The organism is Nocardioides nematodiphilus, assembly GCF_020216525.1.
Lineage (GTDB): Bacteria > Actinomycetota > Actinomycetes > Propionibacteriales > Nocardioidaceae > Nocardioides > Nocardioides nematodiphilus.
Window position 1 is genome coordinate 342,424 of the sequence record NZ_JAIWOY010000001.1, and the last position, 18,171, is coordinate 360,594.

Below are 18,171 nucleotides of genomic sequence, written 5' to 3' on the forward strand. Positions count from 1 at the left end.
CGCTGTCATGGACGTGAACGACGAGCGGTCGCACGGGCGGGCCGCCTGGATCGGACTGGCCGCGACGCTGATCCTGGTCGCCGCCGCCGTCGCGGTGCCGCTCGCCACCGGCTGGCACGTGCACGCCCGCGCGCACACGAGTTCGGGGATCGCGCCGCTGCACTCGCTGTGGGATCCGACGGTCGGGCCGGGCACGGCGCCTGCGGCGCTCATCGCGGTGCTGGGCGTCGTCTGGATGCCGAGCCTCGCCGAGCGGCTGAGCTGGCGACGGCTGCTCATCACCGGGTACACGGTCGGCGCCGGCTGGCTGCTGAGCCTCGCCCTCGTCGACGGCCCCTCGGGGCTCTCCCGTGTGCTGGGCAACCCCGACGAGTACCTGCGCACCGCCCGCCAGGTGGACGACGTCCCTGCGCTGCTGAGCGAGTACATCAGCCGCATCCCCCTGCACGCGAGCGGCCACTGGCCCGTCCACGTCGCCGGGCACCCACCCGGGATGGTGCTGTTCTTCGTGGCGCTGGTGCGCGTGGGCCTGGGCGGCGATCTCGCCGCCGGCGTCGTGGTCACCCTGATCTCAGCGACCCTGCCGCTGGCCGTCGTGACCACGCTGCGCGCCCTCGGCCAGGAGCCGGCCGCGCGTCGGGCGATGCCGTTCCTGGTCCTGACGCCCGCGGCAGTCTTCCTGGCGGTCTCCGCCGACGCGGTGATGGCGGCGGCGGTCGCCTGGGGCCTGGCCTGCATCGCCGTCGCCACTTGCCGCGGGCCCGCGCGCGGCTGGCCGTGGGCCGTCCTGGGCGGCCTCCTGTACGGCGCTGCCGTGATGATGTCGTACGGCCTGCCGCTGGCGGCCCTGTTGGTGCTCGCCGTGCTCCTGGCCGCCCGGTCGTGGTGGCCGCTGCTGCCGTCGGCGGCCGCCGGGCTCGCCGTCGTCCTGGCCTTCGCCGCGGCAGGCTTCGCCTGGTGGTCGGCCTACCCGGTGCTCGCCACCCGCTACTGGGACGGGATCGCGTCCGCGCGACCGGCGGCGTACTGGCTGTGGGGCGACCTCGCGGCGCTCGCCATCAGCGCCGGGCCGGTGGTGGGTGCCGGCGTGGCGACGGCCTGGCACCGCCGGCGCGACGAGACCGCGGTGGCGCTGCTGGTGGCGGCGGCCGTCCTCGCGGTGGCGCTGGCCGACCTGTCGCGGATGAGCAAGGCCGAGGTGGAGCGGATCTGGCTGCCGTTCGTGCCGTGGCTGACGCTGGGGCTGGCGATCCTGCCGGCCGCCTGGCGGCGACCGGCGCTCGCCGGACAGGTCCTCACCGCGCTCGTGGTCCAGCACCTGCTCTACACGAGCTGGTGAGCCTCACGACCGCAGCGGTGCGGTGGCGAACTCCGGGATCCCGTCCTCGGGCGCGATCTGGGCGGTGAAGCCCAGCTCGGCGGCGGCGCGGTCGGCGGAGGCGACGATGTGCCGGACGTCGCCGGGCCGGTAGGCACCGGTGACGGTGGGTCCGATGCCGGTGCCCCGACCCAGGAGACGGGCCACCTCGGCGATCGTGATCGGCCGCCCGGAGGCCACGTTGTACGCCGCCACGTGCTCCGCGGGGGCGGCCGCGACGGCCCGCAGCGCCGCGACGTTGGCCCGCGCCACGTCCTCGACGTGGACGAAGTCACGGGTCTGGTCGCCGTCCTCGAAGACCTGCGGCGACTCCCCGCGCTCCAGCGAGGAGCGGAAGATCGCCGCCACGCCGGCGTACGGGGTGTCGCGAGGCATGCCCGGGCCGTAGACGTTGTGATAGCGCAGCGCGACCACCGCGGAGCCCGCCTGGCGGGCCCAGGCGGAGGCGTAGTGCTCCTGCGCGACCTTGCTCGCGGCGTACGAGCTGCGCGGCTCCAGCGGCGCGTCCTCGGGCACCACCTCCCAGGCGAGCGGGCGAGCGCAGACCGGGCACGGGTTCTCGAACCGACCGGCGTCGAGCGCGGCGAGCGGGCGCGGCGCCGGGTGCTGGCGGCCGTGCTCGGCGCAGGTGTAGCGGCCCTCGCCGTACACGACCATCGAGGAGGCGAGGACCAACCGATCCACCCCTCGCGCCGCCATCGCGGCCAGCAGCGCCGCCGTCCCCAGGTCGTTGTGCGACGCGTACGACGGGAGGTCGGCAACCGTCACCCCGGCACCGACCACCGCCGCCTGGTGGCAGACCACGTCGACGCCGTCGAGCAGCCGCGCCCAGGCCGGCTCGCCGGCCGTGCGGACGTCGAGCTGGTGCGTGCCGGGCGGCGCCGTACGCGCTCCGTGCGCCTCGGGCAGCATCAGGTCGACCCTGATGATCTCGTCGACCTCGTCGTCCGCCTCCTCCAGCGCCCGCGCCACGGCCGATCCGATGAAGCCGGCCGATCCCGTGACCAGCACCCGCATCAGGCCGCTCCGCCCGGGATGTCGTACGCCAGCGAGAGCCCGTCGGCCCAGGTCCCGCAGGGGCAGCCGGTCGGGTCGGGCAGGTCCGCGACGGCCGCGGTCAGCACCGCGCCGAGACGCTCGAGGTTCTCCCGGAAGCGGGCGTAGACCTCGGCCTCGCCGACGCCCTGGCCCGTCGCGGCACCGGCGTCGAGGTCGGTGACCAGGGCGAGCGGGGCGTAACACATCCGTAGCTCGCGAGCGAGGGCCGCCTCGGGCGCTCCGGTCATGTTGATCAGGTCCCACCCCTGCGCGGCGTACGCGCGTGACTCGGCGCGGGTGGAGAACCGCGGCCCGTCGATGACCACCATCGTGCCGCCCCCGCGGACGTCGTCGCTCGCGCCCACCAGGGCCGACGAGATGCCGGCGCAGTACGGGTCGGCGAACGGCACGTGGGTGGCGCCGGACTCCACATAGGTGCCGGCCCGACCGGAGGTCCGGTCGACGAGCTGGTCGGGCACGATCAGGTCACCGGGCGCCACCTGGTCGGCACGCAGGCCGCCGACCGCGCACGGTGCGATCACCTGCCGCACGCCGAGGGAGCGCAGCGCCCACAGGTTGGCGCGATAGTCGATCCGGTGCGGTGGGTGCTCATGGCCCACGCCGTGACGGGGCAGGAAGGCGACCCGACGGGCGGCCACCTCGCCGACGGTCACCGGCGCGGACGGCATGCCGTAGGGCGTCTTCACCTCGTACGTGGTCGCGCCGGCGTCGCCGAGCCATGCGTAGAAGCCGGTGCCACCGATCACGGCGATCTCGGCGGCGGGCTCCGGGGTGGTCTGCATACCCGCCACGCTGCCAGCAGCAGGCCCGCCGGGACACCGGTGCGACGGGATCGTCACCGATCGGTAAGAACTCGGCTCCCGCCGGGTGCGTACGCTTCGGCGCATGCCCGAGGTACCCCCGGACTTCCCGCGCGCATGGGTCGAGTTCGTCAACCCCGACGACGTCGACGAGGTGCTGCGCTGCGACCTCACCTGGCTGACGTCCTCGTACACCTGCATCTTCGGGTCGGGCTGCGCCGGCATCTACGCCTCCGCGCCCGACGTCGGCTGCTGCACGCTCGGGGCGCACTTCGCCGACGCGGACGACGAGAAGCGGGTCGCGGGCTTCGTCGAGCAGCTCACCTCCGAGGTCTGGCAGCACCGTCCGGCCCGTATGGTCAAGGAGCGCGACTGGATCGAGACGGATGACGACGGCGAGCGCAAGACCCGCACGATCGAGGTCGACGGGCAGCAGGCCTGCGTCTTCCACAACCGGGTCGGATTCGCGGGGGGCGCCGGCTGCGCGCTGCACATCCTGGCGCTGCACCAGGGCCGCAATCCGCTCGAGACGAAGCCGGACGTGTGCTGGCAGCTGCCGCTGCGGCGTACCTTCCGCGACGTGGAGCGCCAGGACGGCACGACGTACACGGAAGTCTCCATCGGGGAGTACGACCGGCGCGGTTGGGGACCGGGGGGCCATGACCTCGACTGGTACTGCACCGGCAATCCGGTCGCCCACGTGGCGGCCGAGCCGCTCTATGTCACCAGCAGGGCCGAGCTGGTCGCCCTGATGGGCGAGGGCGCCTACGCGGAGCTGGCCCACCACTGCGAGGCGCACATCCGATCGCGGTCCGCGCTCGCGATCCACCCTGCCGACCCGCGCTGATTCAACTTCTCGACATCAAGACACATCGACCCCCGTGTTGGCAGGCAAAAAGGGTGTGTTCAGAATCAAGGCATGCGCCTGGACCACCTTTCCTACGCCGCCGGCCCTGACGGCCTCGTGTCGACCGCGAAGCGGCTCGGCGAGCTGCTCGGCCAGGACTTCGTCGACGGCGGTGTGCACCCCCGCTTCGGCACCCGCAACATGACGCTGCCGCTGCGCGGCGGCATCTACCTCGAGGTGGTCGAGGCACTGGAGCACCCGGCCTCCGACAAGGCCCCCTTCGGCCAGGCGGTCAAGGCGCGCTCCGCCCTCGGCGGCGGCTGGATGGGCTGGGTCGTCTCCACCGGCGACATGGCCTCGGTCGAGGAGCGGCTCGGCCGCCCGTGGGTCGACGGCAACCGTCACCTGCCCGACGGCACCGAGCTGCTGTGGAAGCAGATCGGCATCAACGGCCTGATCGCCGACCCGCAGCTCCCGTACTTCATCCACTGGATCACCCGCGACCTGCACCCGGGCAACGCCGGCTCCGACGTCACCCTGCGCAGCATCGAGATCTCCGGTGAGCAGCAGCGCGTGCGCGAGTACATGGGCGCCGACTTCAAGGAGCGCACCGACCCGTGGACCGGCCGTCCGGCCGAGGACGTCGAGCTCGTCTGGGTCGCCGAGCACGGCACCCCGGGTCTGCTGGCGGCCCAGTTCAGCACGCCGCTCGGCGACGTCCGCATCTGACCATGCTCGCCGGGGCCGTTCCCAGCCCCAACATCTGGCACCACACCGCCACCTACGAGCTGGAGAACCGCGCCGCGGACCCCGACGGCCGGCTCTGGTCCGCGATGGCGGACGCCGTGTTGTGGGCCGGGCGCGACGTGCTCGACCTCGGCTGCGGCACGGGCTTCCACCTGCCCCGCTTCGCCGAGACCGCCCGCTCGGTCGTCGGCGTCGAGCCGCACCCCGACCTGGTAGCGCTCGCACGGCGGCGCACGCGCCGGCTCGCGCACGTGTCCGTGGTGCAGGGTGTCGCCCAGTCGATACCGCTGCCGGACGCCTCGGTCGACGTGCTGCACGTGCGCTGGGCGTACTTCTTCGGTCCCGGCAGCGAGCCTGGACTGGCCGAGGTCGACCGGGTGATGCGACGCGGGGGCACCGCCCTGATCATCGACAACGACGCCACCCGCTCCACCTTCGGCGGCTGGTTCCGCCGGAGCTATCCGAACGTCGACCCCGAGGCGGTCGCCCGGTTCTGGTCGACCCGCGGCTGGACGCGCACGCCGGTCGAGATGGGCTGGCGGTTCGGCGCGCGCCCCGAGCTGGAGTCGGTCGTACGGATCGAGCTGACCGGGCCGGTCGCCGAGGCGGCGCTCGCCGAGCACGAGGGTCTCGAGGTCGACTACGCGGTCAACCTCTGGACGAAGACGTACTGACCGCTAGACGTAGCGCTCGAGGATCGTCGACTCGGCGAGACGGGAGAGCCCCTCGCGCACCGAGCGGGCGCGCAGCTCACCGACGCCCTCGACGGCCTGGAGGTCGTCGATCGAGGCGGAGAGGAGCTTCTGCAAGGTGCCGAAGTGGTCGACGAGACGGTCGACGACGGCGCCGGGCAGGCGCGGCACCTTGGCCAGCAGGCGGTAGCCGCGCGGCGTGACAGCGCCGTCCAGCGCGTCGCCGCTGGACAGGCCGAGGACCTTGGCCGCGGCGGCCGGGTCGACCAGCTCGGTCGAGGAGAGCGCCTCCAGCTGGGCGAGCAGCTCCTCGGGGCTCTTGGCGCGCTTGCCGCGCGGCAGGTAGTCGCGGATGACGAGCTCACGCTCGGTGTCGACGCCGGTGACGAGCTCCTCGAGCTGCAGCGCGAGCAGACGACCGTCGGTGCCGAGCTCGACGATGTAGTCCTCGATCTCGCGCGCGATGCGGGTGACCATCTCGAGGCGCTGCGCCACCACCGCGACGTCGCGCACCGTGACGAGGTCCTCGATCTCGAGGGCCGAGAGCGTGGAGGCGACCTCGTCGAGGCGCATCTTGTAGCGCTCGAGGGTCGCCAGCGCCTGGTTGGCGCGGCCGAGGATCTGGCCGGTGTCCTCGAGCACGTGGCGGGTCTCGCCGACGTACGCGGCGATGATCTGCATCGACTGCGAGACCGAGATGACCGGATAGCCGGTCTGCTGCGCGACCCGGTCGGCCGTACGGTGCCGGGTGCCGGTCTCGGTCGAGGGGATGGTGTGGTCGGGCATCAGGTGGACCGCGGCCCGGATGATCTTGTTGATGCCGGTGTCGATGATGATCGCGCCGTCCATCTTCGCCAGCTCGCGCAGGCCCGTCGCGGTGAACGGCACGCCGAGGTCGAAGCCGCCGGTGGAGATCCCGTCGACGACCTTGTCGAAGCCGAGCACGATCAACGCGCCGGTGCGGCCACGGAGGATGCGCTCGAGACCGTCACGCAGCGGCGTGCCGGGAGCGATCAACGCCAGCGTCTCGCGCAGGCGCAACGACTCCTCGGGGCGCTCGGTGGCCACGGCGAATCCCTTCGTTGACCTGCAGAGAACGGGTTTGACTGCAACGCAGTCTAGCCAGGCGGAAGGCCCGAGACTCGCATTAGCCGCTGCGCGGTCGGCTTCCGCTCCGTCTCCTAACGGTCCGTGCTGGATCCCGTAAGTCGCAGCAGCGAGATCGCGGTGGCCAGGTCGTGCACCTCGTAGACCTTCATCCCGTCGACGGTGCGCTCCTTCGGCCGGGCGTAGGCTCCGTGCTCGCCGCGCTCAGCGAGTGGCACCACCGCGACCGCGAAGCCGAGCCGGGCGGCCTCGGAGAGCCGCTCGTCGAGGCCGCGCACCCGGCGCAACTCGCCGGCCAGGCCGATCTCGCCCATCGCGACCACTCCCTTGGGCGTCGGGCGCCCGGTGGCGGCCGAGGTGATCGCGACGGCGACCGCGAGGTCGCTGGCGGGATCGACCAGCTTGGCGCCGCCGACGGTGGAGACGAAGACGTCGTGCTGGTGGAGGTCGAGCCGGGCGTGCCGCTGCAGCACCGCCAGGATCATCGCGAGCCGGGAGCCGTCGACGCCCGAGGTGGTGCGCCGCGCCCGGTCCGTCGCCGAGGCGACCAGGCCCTGGACCTCGGCGAGCATCGGGCGCCGACCCTCGAGCGTGACCGCGACACAGGTGCCGGGCACCGAGACGTGCTGGGTCTCGATGAACAGACCGGTCGGGTCGGTGACCGCGACGATGCCGTCTGCGGACAGGTCGAAGCAGCCGACCTCGTCGATCGGGCCGTAGCGGTTCTTCATCGCCCGCACCATCCGGAAGCGGGAGTCGCGCTCGCCCTCGAAGTGCAGGACCACGTCGACCAGGTGCTCCAGGACGCGCGGGCCGGCGATGGAGCCGTCCTTGGTGACGTGCCCGACGAGCACGGTGGTGATGTTGCGGGTCTTGGCCATCCGCACCAACGCGGCCGCGACCTCCTTGACCTGGGTGACGCCGCCCGGCACCCCGTCGGTGTCGGCCGCCCCGATCGTCTGCACGGAGTCGACCACGATCAGCTCGGGCCGGACCTCCTCGATGTGCGTGAGCACCGCGCCGAGATCGGTCTCGGCGGCGAGATAGAGCTCGTCCTGGATCGCGTTCGTACGGTCGGCGCGCAGCCGCACCTGGGAGGCCGACTCCTCGCCGGTGACGTAGAGGGTGCGCCGCTTGCCCTTCGCGGTCTGGGCCGCCACCTCGAGCAGCAGCGTGGACTTGCCGACCCCGGGCTCGCCGGCGAGCAGGATCACCGCGCCGGGCACGAGCCCGCCGCCCAGGACCCGGTCGAGCTCGGGGACACCGCTGACCCGGAAGCCGGCCTCGACGACCGACACCTGGCCGATCGGCACGGCCGCGGCCGAGACCGGTGCCGCCGCCGTCCGTCCGACCGGGGCCGCCGCCTCGGCGACCGATCCCCAGGCCTGGCACTCGCCACAACGACCGACCCACTTGGCCGTCTCCCAGCCGCACTCGCTGCAGCGATAGGCCGGTCGGGTCGCTCTGGCGGCGGTGCGGGGAGGCATGCGAGACACGGTAGGCGAGCCGCCTGACAGTTTCGGCGAACGAGGTCCTCGCGCGCGCCTGCCGGGCGAGCCTCTATGCTGTCGGAAATCGAGCCTGTTGGATCGATCCAGACTTCGATGACCACCCGGAGGTGCGCGCGATGAGCCGAGTGATCGGTCGCCTGGCCGCGCCGCCGACGCTCGCCGACGTGGCTGAGCTGGCCGGCGTCTCGCGCCAGACGGTCTCCAACGCGGTCAACAACCCCGACCTGCTGCGCGAGGACACCCTCGCCCGGGTGCAGGCGGCGATCGAGGAGCTGGGCTATCAGCCCAACCGGGCGGCGCGGAGCCTGCGCACCCGCTCCTCGCGTCTCATCGGCCTGCGCATCCCGCCGGTGCAGGAGGGGACCGCCAACGCGCTGATCGACCGGTTCGTGCACGCCCTGGTCGACACCTCGGCCGACGCCGGCTACCACATCCTGCTGTTCCCGGGCGAGGCCGGCGACCCGGTCGCCGGCTACGACGAGCTGCTCCGCTCGACCGCCGTCGACGCCTTCATCGTCACCGACACGCTCCAGGGCGACTCGGTCTCCTCCTGGCTGCGCTCGCGACGGGCTCCGTTCGTCGCGTTCGGCCGGCCATGGGAGAACCCGGAGGGCGCGACCCATCCGTGGGTCGACATCGACAGCGCTGCCGGTGCGGCGCTGGCGACCGAGCACCTGATCGAGAAGGGCCACACCCGGATCGCCTGGATCGGCTGGCGCAGGGAGCACCTCGTCGGCGAGGAGCGCCGCTCCGGCTGGAGCCGGGCCATGCACGCGCACAGCCTGCCGACCACCGGGCTCGCCTCGCGCGTCGAGGACACCATCGCCTCGGGCCGCGCCGCCACCGCCGCCCTGCTCAACGAGGCCGCGCCGACCGCCTTCGTCTGCGCCTCCGACACCCTCGCCCTGGGCGTCCTGCACGAGCTCCACGCCCGCGGCCTGCGGCCCGGCGAGGACATCGCGGTCACCGGCTTCGACGACTCGATCGCGGCGCAGACCGTGCCGCCGGGCCTCACGTCGGTGCGTCAGCCCCTCGAGGACGCGGCGGCCGAGCTGGTCAAGGCGCTCGAGGGCCTCCAGGGGCCCGTGGGCTCACCCGAGGGCATCCTGCTGCAGCCGACCCTGGTCGCGCGCGGCAGCTCCTGACGTGGGGCGCCCGAGCCCGCTGCGCTGGGTCCGCGCGCTCGTCGCGTGGACGTCCCGTACCAGGCCCTTCCGCGCGTACGGCCCCCGACTGGTGCCGCGGATCGAGGCCGCGATGCGCCGCCTCACCGGCGGTCGCATCACCGCCGCCGGGCTCATCGTGCCGGCGCTGACGCTGCACTCCGTCGGCGCACGCAGCGGACTCGAGCGCGACAGCGAGCTGATGTGCGTCCCCGACGGCGACACCTGGCTGATCACCGGCTCCAACTTCGCCGGCGACAAGCACCCGGCGTGGACGTACAACCTCATCGCGCACCCCGAGGTGGAGATCACCTACCGGCGCCGGCGCATCGCGGTGCGGGCCGAGCTCGTCGGCGACGAGGACCGCGAGTCGGTCTGGGCCTTTATCGAGCGGCAGTGGCCGGGCTATCGCGGGTACGAGCGGGCGAGCGGCCGTACGCTCCGGATCTTCCGGCTCACCCCGCGCTGATCAGTCGACGACGCGGTGCTTCGTCGCCGCGGCGGTGGGCTTGGCCGTGGCGGTCGCCTTCGTCGTCGGCTTCGCGGTGGGAGTCGGGGTCGGCGTGGGCGTCGGCTTCGGGGGCGGCGCCGGGAGGCTGAGCTCGAAGGACGCCTCATCCGGCTGGCCGCCGAGCGCGACGCCGGCGACCTGGTAGGTGCCGGGCTTGGCCCAGTCGGTGTGGGTCGAGCAGGTGTCGTCCGCCAGGCGGGAGGACCACGTGGCCGTCACCGCGGTGGGCTGCTCCTGGTAGAGCGTCACCGTGCTGTTCGGCAGTGCGTTCTTGCACTGGATGGTCGACCAGACGTCGGTGCCACCGGCGGTCACGATCTTGACCTGCATCGTCTTGTGACTGACCTGCCAGGTGCAGGCAGGCGTGTTGAAGGTCTGCAGGGTGAGCAGGACGGCCACGTCCGAGCCGGCGTCGGCATTGGTCACCGAGGGGGTCACCGAGACGTCACTGGGCGCGCAGGGGCCGGTCGGGGTCGGCAGTGGCGCCGGTGTGGGGCTCGGTGTAGGGGTCGGCGTGGGCGTGACGGACGGGGTCGTCGTGACCGACGGCGTCGGGCTGGCCACGGCGCCGCTGATGTCGGCGACCGTCTTCGCCTTCTGTGTCGGACTGTCGCCGCCACCGAGGAGGTGGGCGATCACCCAGATGAGCACGATCGCGACCGTCAGCACCACCAGCCGACGGCGCCAGTACACCGACGAAGGGAGCGGTCCCCGGGTCATCGCTGCCATGCGGACACCGTAATCAGTCGTGCGGCTCGGATCCGGATGCCACTCCGCGTGGCGGCTCAGCGACAATCATCTCGATGAGCCGCCTGCACGAGCCCCTGCTCTCCTGGTACGACGAGAACGCCCGCGACCTGCCGTGGCGCGGCGACGGGGCGACGCCCTGGTCGGTGATGGTCAGCGAGTTCATGCTGCAGCAGACGCCGGTGGTCCGGGTGCTGCCCGTGCACGCCGCCTGGATGGAGCGCTGGCCGACGCCGGCGGATCTGGCCGAGGAGCCCCCGGGCGAGGCCGTACGGGCGTGGGGCCGGCTGGGCTACCCGCGCCGGGCGCTGCGCCTGCACGCGGCCGCCGTGGCGATCGTGGAGCAGCACGGCGGCGAGGTGCCCTCGTCGCACAGCGACCTGTTGGCGCTGCCGGGTGTGGGCGAGTACACCGCCGCCGCGATCGCGACCTTCGCCTTCGGGCAGCGCCACGTCGTGCTCGACACCAACGTTCGCCGGGTCCTCGCCCGGGCGGTGAGCGGTGCGGAGCTCCCGGCCGCCTCCGTCAACCGGGCCGAGCGCGAGGTGGGCGCGGCGCTGCTGCCCGAGGACGAGCCGACGGCCGCCGCCTGGTCGATCGCGGTGATGGAGCTGGGCGCCCTCGTCTGTACCGCGAGCCGCCCGGCCTGCGAGCGATGCCCGCTCGTCGCCCAGTGCGCCTGGTCGCTGGCCGGACGCCCGGCGTACGACGGCCCGCCGCGCAAGGTGCAGACCTGGGCCGGCACCGACCGCCAGTGCCGCGGGCGGCTGCTCGCCGTCCTGCGCGAGGCGCACGCGCCGGTGCACCGCAGCGCTCTCGACGTCGTCTGGACCGACGCGGTCCAGCGCGACCGCGCCCTGGCCGGCCTGCTCGCCGATGGCCTGGCCGCCCAGGTCGGTCCCGACACGTACGCCCTGCCGGGTTAGCGACTCCCGGTCTCGCGGGGCTCAACGCGGTGCCGCTCGCCAGGTGGCCGACGCCGACGTGTCACGGTGACCGTCGGGAGCTCCTCTCGCGAAATGGAAAGCGGCCCCGCAACCATGACGGTTGCGGGGCCGCTTGCTTCGATCACTCGGAGGCCGGGGGCTCCTCGCTGGGAGCCGCAGCCTCGGCGTCACTGACACCGGCCGCCTCGAACGGCGGAGCGTCGGGCAGCGCCTCGACCTTCTGGCCCTTGAACGTGAACGTCGCGCCCGGGCCCTCGCCCTCGACGTCGACCAGCACGATCTGGCCCGGACCGACCTCGCCGTAGAGCATCTTCTCGGCCAGGACGTCCTCGATCTCGCGCTGGACCGTACGGCGCAGCGGGCGAGCACCGAGGACCGGGTCGAAGCCCCGCTCGGCGAGCAGGTTCTTCGCAGCCTGGGTGAGCTCGATGCCCATGTCGCGGTCCTTGAGGCGCTTCTCGACGGCGGCGACCATGTTGTCGACCATCGAGATGATCTGCTCGCGCGACAGCGGCGGGAAGACGATGATCTCGTCGACACGGTTGAGGAACTCCGGGCGGAAGTGCTGCTTGAGCTCCTCCGACACCTTCGACTTCATCTTCTCGTACGTCCCCTGGGCATCGGAGGCATTTCCGAAGCCGAGGCTGACGCCCTTGGAGATATCACGCGAGCCGAGGTTGGTCGTCATGATGATGACCGTGTTCTTGAAGTCCACGACCCGGCCCTGGGAATCGGTCAGGCGACCTTCCTCAAGGATCTGCAGCAGGCTGTTGAAGATATCGGGGTGGGCCTTCTCGACCTCGTCGAAGAGCACGACCGAGAACGGCTTGCGGCGCACCTTCTCGGTGAGCTGGCCGCCCTCCTCGTAACCGACATATCCCGGCGGGGAGCCGAAGAGCCGCGAGACCGTGTGCTTCTCGCCGAACTCGGACATATCGAGCTGGATGAGCGCGTCCTCGTCACCGAAGAGGAACTCGGCCAGCGTCTTCGACAGCCACGTCTTTCCGACACCGGACGGGCCGGCGAAGATGAACGAGCCACCGGGACGCTTCGGGTCCTTGAGGCCCGCACGCGTACGGCGGATCGCGCGGGAGAGTGCCTTGACGGCCTCGTCCTGCCCGATGACGCGCTTGTGCAGCTCGTCCTCCATCTTGAGCAGTCGGGTCGACTCCTCCTCCGACAGCTTGACGATCGGGATGCCGGTCGCGACCGCGAGGACCTCGGCGATGAGCTCCTCGTCGACCTCGGCGACCTCGTCCATGTCGCCGGAGCGCCACGACTTCTCGCGCTCGGCCTTGGCCAGCTGGAGCTGCTTCTCCTCGTCACGCAGGCGCGCGGCGGCCTCGAAGTCCTGGCCGTCGATGGCGGCCTCCTTGCGCTGGCGCACGTCGGCGATCTTGTCGTCGAACTCCCGCAGGTCGGCCGGTGCCGTCATCCGGCGGATGCGCAGGCGCGAGCCGGCCTCGTCGATGAGGTCGATCGCCTTGTCCGGCAGGAACCGGTCGGAGATGTAGCGGTCGGCCAGGGTCGCCGCGGAGACCAGGGCCTCGTCGGTGATCGTGACGCGGTGGTGAGCCTCGTAGCGGTCGCGCAGGCCCTTGAGCATCTCGATCGTCTCGGCGATGGAGGGCTCGGGGACCTGGATCGGCTGGAAACGGCGCTCCAGGGCGGCGTCCTTCTCGAGGTACTTGCGGTACTCGTCGAGGGTGGTCGCGCCGATGGTCTGGAGCTCGCCACGGGCCAGCATCGGCTTGAGGATCGAGGCCGCGTCGATGGCGCCCTCGGCCGCACCCGCACCCACCAGGGTGTGGATCTCGTCGATGAACAGGACGATGTCGCCGCGGGTCTTGATCTCCTTGAGCACCTTCTTCAGGCGCTCCTCGAAGTCACCGCGGTAGCGGGAGCCGGCGACGAGCGCACCCAGGTCGAGCGTGTAGATCTGCTTGTCCTTGAGCGTCTCGGGGACGTTGCCCTTGACGATGTCCTGCGCCAGGCCCTCGACGACCGACGTCTTGCCGACGCCGGGCTCGCCGATGAGGACCGGGTTGTTCTTCGTACGGCGCGACAGGACCTGCATGACGCGCTCGATCTGCTGCTCGCGCCCGATGATCGGGTCGAGCTTGCCCTCACGGGCGTCCTGGGTCAGGTTGCGGCCGAACTGGTCGAGCACCAGCGACGAGGACGGCGCCTCGCCGGCCCCGGTGCCCGCCGTGGCCGATGCGGCCTGGCCGGACTCCTTGCCCTGGAAGCCCGACAGCAGCTGGATGACCTGCTGGCGGACCCGGTTGAGATCGGCGCCGAGCTTCTGCAGCACCTGGGCGGCGACGCCCTCGCCCTCCCGGATCAGGCCGAGCAGGATGTGCTCGGTGCCGATGTAGGAGTGGCCCAGCTGCAGGGCCTCGCGCAGTGAGAGCTCGAGAACCTTCTTGGCGCGGGGGGTGAACGGGATGTGGCCCGACGGCGCCTGCTGGCCCTGGCCGATGATCTCCTCGACCTGGGCCCGGACGGCCTCCAGGGAGATGTCCAGCGACTCCAGTGCCTTGGCGGCGACGCCCTCCCCCTCGTGGATCAGGCCGAGCAGGATGTGCTCCGTGCCGATGTAATTGTGGGAGAGCATGCGGGCCTCTTCCTGGGCCAGCACGACCACCCGACGAGCTCGGTCGGTGAACCGCTCGAACATGCGCATCGCTCCTTGTGCTTCGGGGTGGATCTTCACCGCTCCGCGGGAGGATCCGTCGAGGGTTATAACCCTGCAGACAGCCTACGCGTTCCGCGGTAGGGCGGGTTTCCCGTGCGCTGACAGCGAACACGTGGAGAAATGACACAGCGGATACGCCGCCGTGCGGCGCATCCGCTGGGTCGGATCGAACAGGCCGTGGATCAGTTGGCCGCCTCGTACGCGGAGCGCACGTCGGCCGGGATGCGGCCGCGCTCGGGCACGGCGTGGCCGTTGGCGTGGGCCCACTCGCGGATCTCCTTGGCGCTGGCGCCGCCGATCGCCGGGGAGGCGGCACGGCGCCCGGCGCCACGGCGGGCGGCACCGTTGGTCACCTTGCGGCCGTAGCCGACGAACGGCGCGAGCGCGGAGCGCAGCCGGTCGGCGTTGCCGTCGTTCAGGTCGATCTCGTAATGGGTGCCATCGAGCGAGAACGTCACCGTCTGCGTGGCCTCGCCACCGTCGATGTCGTCCTCGAGAACGATCTGGACCTTCTGCGCCATGCGAATTCCCCTTTGAGATCACCGAATTGATGAATTGGCGCTCACATCAAACCACGGGTCGCGTCCGGATGGGAACGCGGCAAAGTCCAAGAATCAGGAATTACGCTGAAAAACGAGCTCGAGGCCCAGCAGCGTCAGATCGGGAGCGTGATCGGTGAAACATGCGCATTCCCCGGCGACGATATCGGCGAGATATCCGGTCGAGATCACGCGGACCTCATCGGCCGGCGCCTCCAACACGGCGATCATGCGCGCGACAATGCCCTCGACCTGGGCGGCCATGCCGAAGACCATGCCCGATTGCAGGGCCTCGACGGTGTTCTTCGCTATCACCGAGCGCGGGCGCGTCAGCTCGACACGACGCAATTGCGCGCCCCGTCGTCCGAGCGCCTCGAGCGATACCTCGAGGCCGGGCGCGATCGCGCCGCCGATGTATTGGCCCTGGGGCGAGATCACCTCGAAGGTGGTGGCGGTCCCGCCGAAGTCGACGACGATCGCCGGACCGCCGTAGAGGGTCACGGCGGCGAGTGCGTTGACGATCCGGTCGGTGCCGACCTCGCGCGGATTGTCCATCAGGATCGGCACACCCGTACGCACACCCGGCTCCACCACGACGGCCGGCATGCCCGCGAAGTGCCGGGCGAGCATGTCGCGCCACTCGTGCAGCACCGACGGGACCGTGGCACACACCGCGATGCCCACGACGTCGTCCGCCTGATCACCGAGCAGGCCGAGCACCAGCACCTGCCACTCGTCGGCCGTGCGCCGCTGGTCGGTCGAGACCCGCCAGACGGCCTCCACCGCACCGTCGCGGACCAGGCCGAGCGTGGTGTGCGAGTTGCCGATCCGGGCGCACAGGAGAGGGCCGGTCATGGGCTCACCCCTCGCGCAGGTCGAGGCCGAGGTCGAAGACGCGCACCGAGTGGGTCAGCGCACCGACCGAGATCCAGTCGACGCCGGTCTCGGCGACCGCGCGCGCCTTCTCCAGGGTCAGCCCGCCCGACGCCTCGAGGACCGCGCGGCCCGCCGTGATCTCGACGGCCTCGCGCAGCGTCTCGGGGGACATGTTGTCGAGCAGGATCCGCTCGCAGCCGACCTCGAGCAGCTCGCGGAGCTGGTCGAGGGAGTCGACCTCGACCTCGACCGGCACCTGCGGGAACCGCTCACGCACGGCGCGATAGGCCGGCACGACGCCCCCGGCGGCGACGACGTGGTTGTCCTTGATCAGTGCCATGTCGACCAGGGAGAAGCGATGGTTGTGACCGCCCCCGCAGCGCACCGCGTACTTCTGCAGCGCGCGATAGGTCGGCAGGGTCTTGCGGGTGTCGAGGACCTTCGCGTGGGTGCCCTCGAGCGCCTCGACCCAGCGCGCGGTCGCGGTGGCGATGCCGGACAGGTGGGTGGCGTAGTTGAGCGCCGTGCGCTCGGCGGTGAGCAGGCCGCGGGTGGGCCCGGACACGGTCAGCACGGTGTCGCCGGGCTTGACCCGGGTGCCGTCGTGGGCACGGCCGGTGATGACGACGTCGTCGCCCAGGACCGTACGGAAGACCAGCTCGGCCACCACCAGGCCGGCGATCACGCCCGACTCGCGCGCGCCGAAGACCGCGACGCCCCGGGCGTCGGCGGGGATGGTCGCGGCCGAGGTGACGTCGACGTCGTGCGGCTCGGGCAGGTCCTCACGCAGCGCCTGCACGACCTCCAGGTAGAGGGTGTGCGGGTCGAGGCCGGTGTGGCGCAGCTCGGAGAGCAGGCCTGCGGGCAGCTCGTCGTAGGCGGTGAAGGCGCTCACGCGTGCGCTCCGTCCGTCGCAGGGGATGGGATGAAGTCGACGTCGAGGGCACCGTCCGGCCCGACCGTCACGTCGCAGTGACCGGCCCAGCGCGCGTCGTCACGCTCGGGGAAGTCCTCACGCCAGTGCGAGCCGCGGGTCTCCTGGCGCAGCAGCGCCGACTGGGTCAGCGCGGTGGAGATGGTGATCAGGTTGGTCGTCTCCCACGCGTCCGGACCCAGGGCGGTGGCATCGACGCCGGCGAGCTTGTCGAGATCGGCGAGCGCCTCCCCCAGGCCGGTCGCCGAGCGCAGCACGCCGGCCTGGAGACTCATCGTCTCCTGCAGCTCACGGCGGCCGGCGCCGGACAGGGCGCCGACCGTACGGAGGTCGGCGGCGGGCTCGGCCAGCGGGCGCAGCTCACCGGGCAGCACCTCCGCGACGCGGCGCGAGAAGACCAGCCCGTCGAGGAGCGAGTTGGAGGCGAGCCGGTTGGCGCCGTGGACGCCGGAGCAGGCGACCTCGCCGGTGGCGTACAGACCCGCGACGGAGGAGCGGCCCCACAGGTCGGTGTGGACGCCGCCGGAGGCGTAGTGGCAGGCCGGCGCGACCGGGATCAGGTCGGTCGCGGGGTCGATGCCGTGGCTCTCGCAGGAGGCGAGGATGGTGGGGAAGCGGCGCTCCCAGAACTCCCGGCCGAGGTGGCGGGCGTCGAGCCACATGTTGGGGTGCCCGGTCTCGAGCATCCGCTGCATGATCCGCTTGGCGACCACGTCGCGCGGCGCTAGGTCGGCGAGCTCGTGCACGCCCTCCATCAGGCGCGAGCCGTCCCAGTCGACCAGGAACGCGCCCTCACCGCGGACTGCCTCGGAGATGAGCGGCTGCTGGCCATGGGAGTCGGGGCCCAGGTACATCACCGTCGGGTGGAACTGGACGAACTCGAGGTCGCGCAGCCGGGCGCCGGCACGCAGCGCGAGCGCCATCCCGTCGGCGGTGTTCACCGCGGGGTTGGTGGTCTGGGAGAAGACCTGGCCGAGGCCGCCGGCGGCCAGCAGCACCGCCCGGGCACGGACCAGGCCGACGCCGTCGCGCTCGCCCTCGCCGACGACGTGCACGGTCAGCCCGGCGACGCCGCCGTCCTCGGCGAGCACCAGGTCGAGCACCATGGTGTGCTCGTAGACCAGGATCTCGGGGGCGCGCCGTACGGCCTCGTTGAGCGCGCGCTGGATCTCGGCTCCGGTCGCGTCGCCGTGGGCGTGCACGATCCGGTCGCGGTGGTGGCCGCCCTCGCGGGTCAGCGACAGGTTGCCGTCGGGATCGAGGTCGAAGTTGGTGCCCCACGAGATCAGCTCGCGGACCGCCTCGGCGCCCTCCTGGACGAGCACCCGTACGGCGTCCAGGTCGCAGGCGCCGGCACCCGCGACGAGGGTGTCGACCTCGTGCTGATCGGGGGTGTCCCCCTCGCCGAGCGCGGCCGCGATGCCGCCCTGGGCCCACTGGGTGGAGCCGTTGCCGAGGATGTCCTTGGTGACGACCAGGATCCGGTCGACCTGGTCGCGCAGCCGGAGGGCGGCGGTCAGCCCGGCGATGCCGGAGCCGACGATGACGACATCGACGGTCTCGGTCCAGCCAGGCTCACCGGCGTCGAGCCGGCCTGGGAGCGTGTGCATTGGCT

General features: G+C 72.0%; 17 protein-coding genes. 7 read left to right on the forward strand and 10 right to left on the reverse strand.

Translation table 11 applies throughout. From position 1 onward, the window contains the following. Positions 1–7: 7 nt before the first annotated feature. Positions 8–1,339, forward strand: coding sequence for a hypothetical protein (locus tag KSO98_RS01745; RefSeq protein WP_225283080.1), 1,332 nt, complete (start codon positions 8–10; stop codon positions 1,337–1,339). Between the two features lie 3 nt (positions 1,340–1,342). Here the strand turns inward: KSO98_RS01745 and KSO98_RS01750 are convergent, their stop codons facing one another. Together KSO98_RS01750 and KSO98_RS01755 are read right to left on the reverse strand one after the other, a co-directional pair. Next, positions 1,343–2,395, reverse strand: coding sequence for an NAD-dependent epimerase/dehydratase family protein (locus KSO98_RS01750; protein ID WP_225283081.1), 1,053 nt, complete (start codon positions 2,393–2,395; stop codon positions 1,343–1,345). Beyond that, on the reverse strand, positions 2,395–3,219 hold the full coding sequence (locus tag KSO98_RS01755) for an S-methyl-5'-thioadenosine phosphorylase (protein ID WP_225283082.1): 825 nt from the start codon (positions 3,217–3,219) through the stop codon (positions 2,395–2,397). The genes KSO98_RS01750 and KSO98_RS01755 overlap by 1 nt, the downstream gene beginning before the upstream one ends. A gap of 103 nt (positions 3,220–3,322) precedes the next feature. Here KSO98_RS01755 and KSO98_RS01760 point away from each other — a divergent pair, with 103 nt between their 5' ends. The 3 genes from KSO98_RS01760 to KSO98_RS01770 all read left to right on the forward strand — a co-directional run bounded on the left by KSO98_RS01760 (position 3,323) and on the right by KSO98_RS01770 (position 5,505). After that, positions 3,323–4,084, forward strand: a complete 762-nt coding sequence (locus KSO98_RS01760) for a DUF3109 family protein (protein ID WP_225283084.1) — start codon at positions 3,323–3,325, stop codon at positions 4,082–4,084. 72 nt (positions 4,085–4,156) lie between these two features. Then, positions 4,157–4,813, forward strand: a complete 657-nt coding sequence (locus tag KSO98_RS01765) for a VOC family protein (RefSeq protein WP_225283085.1) — start codon at positions 4,157–4,159, stop codon at positions 4,811–4,813. 2 nt (positions 4,814–4,815) lie between these two features. Then, positions 4,816–5,505 carry a class I SAM-dependent methyltransferase gene (locus tag KSO98_RS01770; RefSeq protein WP_225283086.1) on the forward strand — a complete coding sequence of 230 codons (690 nt, stop codon included), beginning with the start codon at positions 4,816–4,818 and terminating at the stop codon, positions 5,503–5,505. Between the two features lie 3 nt (positions 5,506–5,508). Here KSO98_RS01770 and disA read toward each other — a convergent pair whose 3' ends face one another. Both disA and radA read right to left on the reverse strand, forming a co-directional pair. Further along, positions 5,509–6,591 (reverse strand): DNA integrity scanning diadenylate cyclase DisA, encoded by a 1,083-nt coding sequence (gene disA, locus KSO98_RS01775; protein WP_225283087.1) that lies wholly within the window; start codon positions 6,589–6,591, stop codon positions 5,509–5,511. Between the two features lie 113 nt (positions 6,592–6,704). Beyond that, entirely contained in the window at positions 6,705–8,117 is a 1,413-nt protein-coding gene (radA, locus tag KSO98_RS01780; protein WP_225283088.1) for a DNA repair protein RadA, read from the reverse strand. A 140-nt stretch (positions 8,118–8,257) separates the two neighbouring features. Between radA and KSO98_RS01785 the strand changes: the two genes are divergently transcribed. After that, positions 8,258–9,286 carry a LacI family DNA-binding transcriptional regulator gene (locus KSO98_RS01785; protein WP_225283089.1) on the forward strand — a complete coding sequence of 343 codons (1,029 nt, stop codon included), beginning with the start codon at positions 8,258–8,260 and terminating at the stop codon, positions 9,284–9,286. Position 9,287: 1 nt separating this feature from the next. After that, the gene (locus KSO98_RS01790; protein ID WP_225283090.1) at positions 9,288–9,773 is read left to right on the forward strand and encodes a nitroreductase/quinone reductase family protein; all 486 of its coding nucleotides are present in this window, start codon (positions 9,288–9,290) and stop codon (positions 9,771–9,773) included. Here KSO98_RS01790 and KSO98_RS01795 read toward each other — a convergent pair whose 3' ends face one another. Beyond that, positions 9,774–10,544 (reverse strand): hypothetical protein, encoded by a 771-nt coding sequence (locus tag KSO98_RS01795; RefSeq protein ID WP_225283091.1) that lies wholly within the window; start codon positions 10,542–10,544, stop codon positions 9,774–9,776. It abuts the gene before it with no gap. Between the two features lie 74 nt (positions 10,545–10,618). Between KSO98_RS01795 and KSO98_RS01800 the strand changes: the two genes are divergently transcribed. Continuing rightward, on the forward strand, positions 10,619–11,488 hold the full coding sequence (locus KSO98_RS01800; RefSeq protein WP_225283092.1) for an HhH-GPD family protein: 870 nt from the start codon (positions 10,619–10,621) through the stop codon (positions 11,486–11,488). A gap of 142 nt (positions 11,489–11,630) precedes the next feature. Here the strand turns inward: KSO98_RS01800 and KSO98_RS01805 are convergent, their stop codons facing one another. The 5 genes from KSO98_RS01805 to KSO98_RS01825 all read right to left on the reverse strand — a co-directional run bounded on the left by KSO98_RS01805 (position 11,631) and on the right by KSO98_RS01825 (position 18,166). Further along, positions 11,631–14,189, reverse strand: a complete 2,559-nt coding sequence (locus KSO98_RS01805; RefSeq protein WP_225283094.1) for an ATP-dependent Clp protease ATP-binding subunit — start codon at positions 14,187–14,189, stop codon at positions 11,631–11,633. A gap of 200 nt (positions 14,190–14,389) precedes the next feature. Then, entirely contained in the window at positions 14,390–14,728 is a 339-nt protein-coding gene (locus tag KSO98_RS01810) for a histone-like nucleoid-structuring protein Lsr2 (protein WP_225283096.1), read from the reverse strand. A 93-nt stretch (positions 14,729–14,821) separates the two neighbouring features. After that, on the reverse strand, positions 14,822–15,601 hold the full coding sequence (locus KSO98_RS01815; protein ID WP_225283098.1) for a type III pantothenate kinase: 780 nt from the start codon (positions 15,599–15,601) through the stop codon (positions 14,822–14,824). Positions 15,602–15,605: 4 nt separating this feature from the next. After that, positions 15,606–16,517 carry a carboxylating nicotinate-nucleotide diphosphorylase gene (nadC, locus tag KSO98_RS01820; protein ID WP_225283100.1) on the reverse strand — a complete coding sequence of 304 codons (912 nt, stop codon included), beginning with the start codon at positions 16,515–16,517 and terminating at the stop codon, positions 15,606–15,608. Then, positions 16,514–18,166, reverse strand: a complete 1,653-nt coding sequence (locus KSO98_RS01825) for an L-aspartate oxidase (protein ID WP_225283102.1) — start codon at positions 18,164–18,166, stop codon at positions 16,514–16,516. Before KSO98_RS01825 ends, nadC begins: the two co-directional genes overlap by 4 nt. Positions 18,167–18,171 lie beyond the last annotated feature (5 nt).

Excerpts from the sequence above, each read along its gene's own strand:
- KSO98_RS01745 (WP_225283080.1), top strand. The coding sequence starts at position 8 with ATGGACGTGAACGACGAGCGGTCGCACGGGCGGGCCGCCTGGATCGGA.
- KSO98_RS01750 (WP_225283081.1), bottom strand. The coding sequence starts at position 2,395 with ATGCGGGTGCTGGTCACGGGATCGGCCGGCTTCATCGGATCGGCCGTG.
- KSO98_RS01755 (WP_225283082.1), bottom strand. The coding sequence starts at position 3,219 with ATGCAGACCACCCCGGAGCCCGCCGCCGAGATCGCCGTGATCGGTGGC.
- KSO98_RS01760 (WP_225283084.1), top strand. The coding sequence starts at position 3,323 with ATGCCCGAGGTACCCCCGGACTTCCCGCGCGCATGGGTCGAGTTCGTC.
- KSO98_RS01765 (WP_225283085.1), top strand. The coding sequence starts at position 4,157 with ATGCGCCTGGACCACCTTTCCTACGCCGCCGGCCCTGACGGCCTCGTG.
- KSO98_RS01770 (WP_225283086.1), top strand. The coding sequence starts at position 4,816 with ATGCTCGCCGGGGCCGTTCCCAGCCCCAACATCTGGCACCACACCGCC.
- radA (WP_225283088.1), bottom strand. The coding sequence starts at position 8,117 with ATGCCTCCCCGCACCGCCGCCAGAGCGACCCGACCGGCCTATCGCTGC.
- KSO98_RS01785 (WP_225283089.1), top strand. The coding sequence starts at position 8,258 with ATGAGCCGAGTGATCGGTCGCCTGGCCGCGCCGCCGACGCTCGCCGAC.
- KSO98_RS01795 (WP_225283091.1), bottom strand. The coding sequence starts at position 10,544 with ATGGCAGCGATGACCCGGGGACCGCTCCCTTCGTCGGTGTACTGGCGC.
- KSO98_RS01800 (WP_225283092.1), top strand. The coding sequence starts at position 10,619 with ATGAGCCGCCTGCACGAGCCCCTGCTCTCCTGGTACGACGAGAACGCC.
- KSO98_RS01805 (WP_225283094.1), bottom strand. The coding sequence starts at position 14,189 with ATGTTCGAGCGGTTCACCGACCGAGCTCGTCGGGTGGTCGTGCTGGCC.
- KSO98_RS01810 (WP_225283096.1), bottom strand. The coding sequence starts at position 14,728 with ATGGCGCAGAAGGTCCAGATCGTTCTCGAGGACGACATCGACGGTGGC.
- KSO98_RS01815 (WP_225283098.1), bottom strand. The coding sequence starts at position 15,601 with ATGACCGGCCCTCTCCTGTGCGCCCGGATCGGCAACTCGCACACCACG.
- KSO98_RS01825 (WP_225283102.1), bottom strand. The coding sequence starts at position 18,166 with ATGCACACGCTCCCAGGCCGGCTCGACGCCGGTGAGCCTGGCTGGACC.